The 8,191-nt window shown below is 75.9% G+C and carries 6 protein-coding genes and 1 tRNA gene; 2 read left to right on the forward strand and 5 right to left on the reverse strand.

Annotated elements, in window-relative coordinates; genetic code table 11:
• Window positions 1-188: 188 nt before the first annotated feature.
• The 4 genes from ettA to CS2_RS16885 form a co-directional block, all read right to left on the reverse strand.
• Window positions 189-1,871, reverse strand: coding sequence for an energy-dependent translational throttle protein EttA (ettA, locus tag CS2_RS16870; RefSeq protein WP_046528014.1), 1,683 nt, complete (start codon window positions 1,869-1,871; stop codon window positions 189-191).
• A 141-nt stretch (window positions 1,872-2,012) separates the two neighbouring features.
• Window positions 2,013-2,606: a single-stranded DNA-binding protein gene (locus CS2_RS16875; protein ID WP_082740322.1), complete on the reverse strand. Its 594-nt coding sequence runs from the start codon at window positions 2,604-2,606 to the stop codon at window positions 2,013-2,015.
• A gap of 188 nt (window positions 2,607-2,794) precedes the next feature.
• Window positions 2,795-4,384: a GTPase gene (locus CS2_RS16880; RefSeq protein ID WP_070320851.1), complete on the reverse strand. Its 1,590-nt coding sequence runs from the start codon at window positions 4,382-4,384 to the stop codon at window positions 2,795-2,797.
• Window positions 4,381-6,102: a dynamin family protein gene (locus CS2_RS16885; RefSeq protein WP_070320852.1), complete on the reverse strand. Its 1,722-nt coding sequence runs from the start codon at window positions 6,100-6,102 to the stop codon at window positions 4,381-4,383. Before CS2_RS16885 ends, CS2_RS16880 begins: the two co-directional genes overlap by 4 nt.
• 147 nt (window positions 6,103-6,249) lie before the next feature.
• Between CS2_RS16885 and CS2_RS16890 the strand changes: the two genes are divergently transcribed.
• Window positions 6,250-6,322, forward strand: a tRNA-Arg gene (locus tag CS2_RS16890).
• 19 nt (window positions 6,323-6,341) lie between these two features.
• Here the strand turns inward: CS2_RS16890 and CS2_RS16895 are convergent.
• Complete coding sequence (locus tag CS2_RS16895; RefSeq protein WP_070320853.1) at window positions 6,342-7,823, reverse strand: DUF2079 domain-containing protein; 1,482 nt, start codon at window positions 7,821-7,823, stop codon at window positions 6,342-6,344.
• A 185-nt stretch (window positions 7,824-8,008) separates the two neighbouring features.
• On the opposite strand from CS2_RS16895, the gene CS2_RS16900 reads away from it, so the two are divergent.
• On the forward strand, window positions 8,009-8,191 hold a 183-nt coding region (locus CS2_RS16900; RefSeq protein ID WP_156442187.1), incomplete at its 3' end, for a hypothetical protein.

An 8,191-nucleotide genomic window follows, 5' to 3' on the forward strand; every position in this document is an offset into this window, starting at 1 on the left:
GGGCGCGGCGCGCCCCGGGCCGCTGACCTCGGGCTCCGTCATGGCGTCAGTCTGCCCGAGGGCGCGACGCGCGGCCCGGTGACGCCGCAGGGCCCGGACGCACGTGGCGTCCGGGCCCTGCGGTCGGTCCGTGAGCGGTCGCGACGGCGCCGCGTGAGGCGTCCCCGCGACCGCGCGGCGGCGAGCGGTCAGTCGCGGCGCAGCTTGCGGTACGTCACGCGGTGCGGACGTGCCGCGTCGGCGCCGAGGCGCTGCACCTTGTTCTCCTCGTAGGAGGCGAAGTTGCCCTCGAACCAGTACCAGCTGGCCGGGTTCTCCTCGGTGCCCTCGTAGGCGAGGATGTGCGTCGCCACACGGTCGAGGAACCACCGGTCGTGCGACACGACCACGGCGCAGCCGGGGAACTCGAGCAGCGCGTTCTCGAGCGAGCCGAGCGTCTCGACGTCGAGGTCGTTGGTGGGCTCGTCGAGCAGCAGGAGGTTGCCGCCCTGCTTGAGGGTGAGCGCGAGGTTGAGGCGGTTGCGCTCACCGCCGGACAGCACGCCCGCGGGCTTCTGCTGGTCCGGGCCCTTGAAGCCGAACGACGCGACGTACGCGCGCGACGGGATCTCGACGTTGCCGACCTTGAGGAAGTCGAGCCCGTCCGAGACGACCTCGAACAGCGTCTTCTTGGGGTCGATGCCGCCGCGCGACTGGTCGACGTACGAGATCTTGACGGTCTCGCCGATCTTCAGGTCGCCCGCGTCGAGCGGCTCGAGGCCGACGATCGTCTTGAACAGCGTCGTCTTGCCGACGCCGTTGGGGCCGATGACGCCGACGATGCCGTTGCGCGGCAGCGTGAAGCTCAGCCCGTCGATGAGCTGACGCCCGTCGAAGCCCTTCTGCAGGTCGGTCGCCTCGAGGACGACGTTGCCCAGGCGCGGGCCCGGCGGGATCTGGATCTCCTCGAAGTCCAGCTTCCGCGTCCGCTCGGCCTCGGCCGCCATCTCCTCGTACCGCGCGAGACGCGACTTCGACTTGGTCTGGCGTCCCTTGGCGTTCGACCGCACCCACTCCAGCTCCTCCTTGAGGCGCTTGGCGAGCTTGGCGTCCTTCTTGCCCTGGACCTGCAGACGCTCCTGCTTCTTCTCCAGGTACGTCGAGTAGTTGCCCTCGTACGGGTAGAGGCGGCCGCGGTCGACCTCGCAGATCCACTCCGCGACGTGGTCGAGGAAGTACCGGTCGTGCGTGACCGCGAGGATCGCGCCCGGGTACTGCTGCAGGTGCTGCTCGAGCCACAGCACCGATTCGGCGTCGAGGTGGTTGGTGGGCTCGTCGAGCAGCAGCAGGTCGGGCTTCTCGAGCAGCAGCTTGCACAGCGCGACGCGGCGGCGCTCACCACCGGACAGCACGCTCACGTCGGCGTCGGCAGGCGGGCAGCGCAGCGCGTCCATCGCCTGCTCGAGCTGCGCGTCGAGGTCCCACGCGTCGGCCGCGTCGATGGCCTCCTGGAGCTGGCCCATCTCGGCGAGCAGCGCGTCGAAGTCCGCGTCCGGCTCGGCCATGAGCGCCGAGATCTCGTTGTAGCGGTCGAGCTTGCCCTTGATCTCGGCGACGCCCTCCTCGACGTTGCCGAGGACCGTCTTCTCCTCGTTCAGCGGCGGCTCCTGCTGCAGGATGCCGACCGTGTAGCCGGGCGACAGCCGAGCCTCGCCGTTCGACGGCTGGTCGAGGCCCGCCATGATCTTGAGGATCGTCGACTTGCCCGCACCGTTCGGGCCGACGACGCCGATCTTGGCGCCGGGCAGGAAGTTGAGGGAGACGTCGTCGAGGATGACCTTGTCGCCGTGCGCCTTGCGCGCCTTGTACATGCTGTAGATGAACTCAGCCACTGGGTGCTCGTCCGCTCCTGGTGAGTCGTGGTGGCGCCGCGGGCCGGGACGCGCGCGCACCCGCGTGCACGAGGTGCACGGACGTCGGGGTGCGCGGGCGCCGGCCGGCGGCGCCGGATGCCGATCCACCAGCCTAGGCGATCAGTCGCGTCCGGCCAGCGCCGGCACGGCGCGCGTCTCGTCGGACGCCGCGTCGTCGATCCCCACGAGGTCGTCGGCCACGTCCGCCGCCTCGTCCGGCTCGTCGGAGGCCGCCGGCTCCGCCGCCGCGGCCCACGGGTCGTCGGCCAGCACGGCGGGCCGCTCGCCCAGGGCCGTGACGTCGGCCGCGCCCGGCTCGTCGTCGCGCCGCCGGCCGCCGCCCAGGGAGCGCCGGAACTGCGCCGTGCCGAACGTGAGGTCGTGCCCCACGGACAGCGCCTCGAGCACGAGCTCGGAGCGCGGCGCACCGTCCTGCGCGACCCACTCCGACTGCGCCAGCCGCCCCACGACGACCACGGGGTCGCCCTTGCGCAGCGACGCCGCGAGGTTCGTGGCCGTCGTGCGCCAGGCCTTCACCGTGAACCACAGCGTCGGGCCGTCGCGGAAGCCGCCGTTCTCGCGGTCGACCACCCGGCGCGTCGACGCGAGCCGGAACTGCGCGTACGGCACGCCGCCGAGCCCGTCGAGGTGGTAGCTGCGAAGGTCGGACCCGACCCACCCGACGACCGTCACGTCCTGCGTGTGCGTTCCCATGCCTGTCCCCTGTCCGCGAGGCCCCGGGGATCCGGGGCGTGTGCGGCCATCGTGGCCGCGCGCGGCGGTGCGCCACGCGTCACGGGGACCGCGCCGCGGACGCCGTCGCACGTGACGGGGCCGTGGTCGGCTGGGTGACGACGCGGGGTCGTCGAGGCGTCACCCGGCAGGGGCGACCGGCCGTGCGCTCAGTCGCCGGCGCCCGCGCGCTGCGCGAGCTCGCGCACCTGGCGGTGCTCCGCGAGGACGTCCTGCGTGGGGGCCAGCAGCCGCACCCGCGCGACCGACTCGAGCGCCGAGCGTCCGTCCGCCACGACCCGCGCGCCACGCCGCACCGCCGCACGTCGCCGCACGAGCGACGACGCGACCAGCAGCACGAGGGCGGCGGCCACCGCGGCGCCGACCAGGACGCCCGTCGGCACCCACGGCACCGCGGCGCCGGCACCGTCCGCGACCAGCAGGCCCGCGAGCACGAGCGCGCCGAGCGCCGCCACGGCGGCGACCCCGAGCAGCGCGTCGGCCGCGCGCGAGCGCCGCACCGCGAGCGGCACGTGCGCGAGCGCGTCCGTGACCGCCAGCCGCAGCTCGGCCGTCGTCGCGACCCGCTCGCGCAGGTCCGCCGACCACCGCGACGGCAGACCCTGCGTGATGCCGGACAGCCACGACGCGCGCGCCAGACCGACACCGTCGGCGTGCACGTCACCCAGCCCGGGGGCACGCGTCGCACCGCCGCGCACCGCCGCGGCGACGGCCGCGCCCACGGCCGCCAGACCGGCGGCCGACGCCAGCCGGTCCACGACCACGCCGAGCGCGAGCGCACCCGGCGCGGGGTCCCGCGCCGCGACCTGCGAGCGCACGAGCCGCGCCGCGTCCGCCACCTCGGCGTCCGCGTGCACGGCAGCGCCCGACCGCTGCGCGACCGCCGCGGCGAGCACGTCGCGCAGCTCCGCGACGCCCTCGCCCGTGACGGTCGACACCTCGTGCACGCGCACGTCGGGCAGACCGTCCTCGACGAGCAGGCGCCGCACGTCGGCCACGAGGTCGCCACGCACGTCCGAGGGCACCGTGTCGACCTGGTTGAGCACCACCAGCATCGACGCGTCCCGGCCGGTCATGCGCCGCAGGTAGCCCGAGTGCAGCGCGTCGTCGGCGTACTTCTGCGGGTCGACGACCCACACGAGCAGGTCGACCTGCGGCAGCACGCGGTCGACGACGTCGCGGTGCTCGGGCGCGATCGAGTCGTGGTCCGGCAGGTCGAGCAGCACCAGGCCGCGCAGCGACGCCTCGCGGTCGCCGTCGAGCAGGCTCTCGCGCTCGATGCGGTGCTCGTCGTCGACGCCGATCCAGTCGAGCAGGTCGTCGCCGTCACCGCCCCACACGCAGGCCGTGACGCGCGACGTCGTCGGTCGGCGCACGCCCACGTCGGCGAACCGCAGCCCGCTCACCGCGTTGAAGAGGCTCGACTTGCCCGAGCCCGTGCCGCCCGCGAGCGCGACGACCGTGTGGTCGACGCCCAGCGCGAGGCGCTCCCGGACGCGCTCGACGGTCGCCTCGACCCGCTCGACGACCTCGGGGTCGAGCCGGTCGCCACCCGCCGCGAGCGCGCCGCCGAGCGCGGCGACGCGCTCCTCGAGCTCCGCGGTGACGGCGCCCCGGACGGCGCCGGCCGGTGCGGCGCCCGAGGTCGGCGCGTCCTCCGCCGGCACGGGACGCGCTGCGGTCCGCGACGCGTCGCCGGGCACGGTCGGCACCGTGGTCGTGGTCGGGTCGTCGCTCACGTCAGCCCCTTGAGGACGGCGAGGCGCAGCCGCAGCCGCGACGACGCGTCGGCGGCGAGGTCCTGGTCGTCGAGCGCGGCGTCCGCCGCCGCGCGCTCGACGTCGACCTGCGCGCGGGCGCGCCGCACGAGGTCGTCGCGCAGCGTCACGACGAGCGTGTCGCCGGCCTCGCCGAGGAGCGTGCGGGCGACCTCGGCGGCGTCGTCGACGCCCGCCGCGGCCGCGAGCGCGAGCGCCGCCAGCCCGTCCTCGCCGACGGCCCGGGCGACCTGCTCGCGACGCCGCGCGTCGCCCGTGCCCGCGGCGAGCGTGCTGCGCACGGCGCGCGCCCCCTCGCCCACCCACGCGCGGGCGGCCCGTTCGGCCGCCGCCGCGCGGGTGCCGTCGGGCGCGGGCCACCGCGCCAGGACGGACGCCGCCCCGGCGGGCGCCGCGGGGCCCGTGAGCGCGTGACGCAGGGTCTCCTCGCCGCGCTGCCCGATCGCCGTCAGCACCGCGGTCGCCGACTCGGTGAGGTCGGCCAGCATCGGGGCCGCGGCGGCGGACCGTGCCCGCCCGGCGCGCGCGGAGCCCCGCACGCGGCCCGAGCGGCCGACGAGCCGCGCGAACGGGGCCCGTGCGGCGCGCAGCTCGGCCCACCGCGCGCGCACCGCGCCGTCGGCGACGGCGCCCGCACCGACCGTGTCCGCCGCGGCGTCCGACGGCTCCACGGTCGCGGCGTCGAGCACCTCGGCGATCCGCGCGGCGGCGTCCACCTGGTCCTGCACGGCCTCGGCGAGCTCGTCGACCCACGGGCGCAGCGCGTCCAGGGCCCCGCGCAGCGTGCGCGCGACGACCGTGCGGGCACGGTCCGGGCCGGCCAGCATCGTGAGCCACCGCAGCACGGGTGCGACCGTGCTGGGCACGAGGGGCCCGGCGTGAGGACCCACGTCGGGGATGACGAACAGCGGCGAGCCGGCCAGGCCGTGCACGCGCAGCCGGTCCAGCAGGTCGCCGCGCACGGTCGGCAGCGACGCGGCTGGCACCCGGTTGAGGACCATCGCGACCGACGTCGACCGCTCCACGGCGGCCTCGAGGACCTGCCACGGCAGCGCGTCGCCGTACCGCGCCGCGGTCGTGACGAACAGCCACAGGTCGGCGGCCTCGAGCAGCCGGTGCGCGGTGTCGCGGTTGGAGTCCAGCACCGAGTCGAGGTCGGGCGCGTCGAGGATCGCGATGCCGCGCGGCACGGTGTCGACCGCGACCGCCTCGACCTCCGCGAGCACCGGGTGGTGCGACAGCAGGTCCGTGTCCAGCGGGTGGTGCACCAGCACGGGCTGGCGCGTCGTGGGGCGCAGCACGCCCGCCGCGGTCACCTCCTGGCCGACCAGCGAGTTGACCAGCGTCGACTTGCCGGCGCCGGTCGACCCGGCGACGACCACGACCGCCGGGGCGGACAGCTCCGTCAGACGCGGCACGAGGTGCTCGTCGAGCTGGTCGACGAGCCGTGCACGGGACCCGCGCGCGGCGTCGACGCCCGGGATCTCCAGCGGGAACGTGGTCGCGTCGACGTCGCGGCGCAGGTCGCGCACCGCGTCGAGCAGCGACGTCTGCGCGAGCGGGCGCGCGAGCATCTCGACGGCCGCCGGGGACGCGGCCCAGCCCGGCGAGGAGGGCGCGACGCGGCCCGACGCGGGCGCGGGCGCCCGCGCAGGCTCGGTCCCGGGCTGCGCACTCACGGCACCATTGTCGGTGCCACATCTGACCAGGCCAAACGCGGCACGCGGGTGACACGCCACGGACTCGTCACACCCGCGGGGGCCGAGGCGCGCGCCGCGACCTCACGACGGCCGCCGCGAGCCCCACCACTAGGCTGGGGAGCACCAGCCCCCGTAGCTCAATGGATAGAGCAACGGCCTTCTAATCCGTCGGTTGCAGGTTCGAGTCCTGCCGGGGGCGCCGTGGTCGCCGCGGGCCGTCACCCGACCGCGCGGGCGACCTCGTACCCGTCCTGCACGTGCACGACCTCGAACGTCGCGTCGGGGTGCAGCAGCCGCGCGACCTGCAGGACGTCGCCCCACTCCTGGGGCGTGCCGCCGCCGACGCGGTCGATGACGAGGTAGTCGGGCACGGGGTTGCGGTTGCCGAGGTAGTACACGTCGGTGCGGTCGACGAGGTACGACATGAGGCCGACGTCGGTCTCGACGACCACCCCGTCGGGGACCGCCGCGAGCGTCGCCCGGGCGGCGTCGGCGCGCGGCGCCGCGAAGTGCAGGCCGGGGTTCGTCAGCTGCCACAGGGGCCACTGCGGCAGCAGCACGAGCGTCGCCGTGAGCCCGACCGCCGGCGCGTACCGCGCGTACCGGCGCAACCACCCCACCCGGCCGCGGCGGGCGCGGTCGATCCCGTCGAGCATCGCGAGGTACGCGATCGGCATGAGCACGGCGCTGTAGTGCCAGGTCGGCGCCCAGTAGCCGGGCTCGGCGGACAGGAAGCGCCACGCGAGCGTCGGGCCGGCGACCAGCACGAACGGCGACCGCAGCGCGATCCCGCCCGTCACGACCACCAGCAGCCAGAGCGTGTACGCCTTGGCGGGCGCGTACAGCGCGAGCGGGTCCGACAGGGCCGCCAGCACGTCGAGCCGCGACCCGTAGGCCCACTCGCCGGCGGGGTTGAGCGCGGGCAGCACGACGCGCGTCGCGAGCACGAACGCGCCGACGCCCCACGCCGACAGCCACAGGTACGACGCGCGCCGCGCACGCCAGGCGACCAGCAGGCCCAGCACGGCCGTCGTCAGTCCCAGGTCCTCCTTGACCAGCACGAGCAGCGCACCGGCGACGACGGCCGTGCGCCACCGCTCGCGCAGCACGGCCGCGAGCGCGACGGCCAGCAGCGGCACCGCGAACGCGATCTCGTGGAACTGCGCCTCGACCGCGTACTGCAGCCCCCAGCTCAGCCCGAAGGCGAGCCCGACGAGCCCGCCGACGACCTGCCCGAGCAGCGGCACCGCGGCGCGCGTGACGACCGCGGCCGCGACCCCGAGCAGGACGTTCTGCACGACCAGCAGCGTGAGCGCCGACGGGAACGCGGCGTACACGGGCCCCAGCAGCACCAGCAGCGGGTGGAAGTGGTCGCCCAGCAGGTGGTAGTCGGGTCCCTTGACGTGGACGACGGGCGCCTCGAGGTGGGCGTAGCGGGCCGCGAGCTGCGTGAAGATCCCCAGGTCCCAGGACTTCACGACGAACGCGTCCCACTGCGCGAGCGAGTACACGGTGCACAGCGCGGCGACGAGGGCGCCGACGGCGGTCGGCAGCCCCCACGCCGGAGCGAGGGCCCGCACCCGGCGGGCGAGAGCGACGGCCGTACGGCGCCGCGGTGCCGGCGGGCCGGGCGCGGTGTCGATCGGTGGCGCGCCGACCGGCGCGGGGTCGGACGGTGCGGGGTCGGGTCGCGCCGGCACGTCACCTCTCCCTCGCGCACCGGGCGGGCGGACGCCCGCCGCCGGTCGGCCGCATCCTTCCACGACGCGACCGCGCGGCAAATGCCTCGCCACCGAGGGGCCGCTCCTGGTGCAGTAGGGGCACCCATCCACCACGAGGACACCCCTGACCGGGGTGCGCCCCGGCATGCCCGCAGGAGCACACCATGCATCCCCTGACCGTCTACGACACCGCGCTCGACGAGCACCACGAGCGGCTGCGCCGCACCGCTCTCGCCGACGCCCGCACGCGCCGCACCGGCCTGCGCGGCCGCACCGCCCGGTCCGCCGACGGTGCGCGTCGCGCACGTCGCACCGTCGGCGCACCGGCTCGCCGGACCGCGCCCGCC

It is taken from the genome of Cellulomonas iranensis NBRC 101100 = JCM 18110 (assembly GCF_001552375.1).
Taxonomy (GTDB): domain Bacteria; phylum Actinomycetota; class Actinomycetes; order Actinomycetales; family Cellulomonadaceae; genus Cellulomonas; species Cellulomonas iranensis.

What these genes read in the sequence shown, in the direction of transcription:
- CS2_RS16875 (WP_082740322.1), bottom strand. Translation starts at nt 2,606, where the DNA reads ATGGGAACGCACACGCAGGACGTGACGGTCGTCGGGTGGGTCGGGTCC.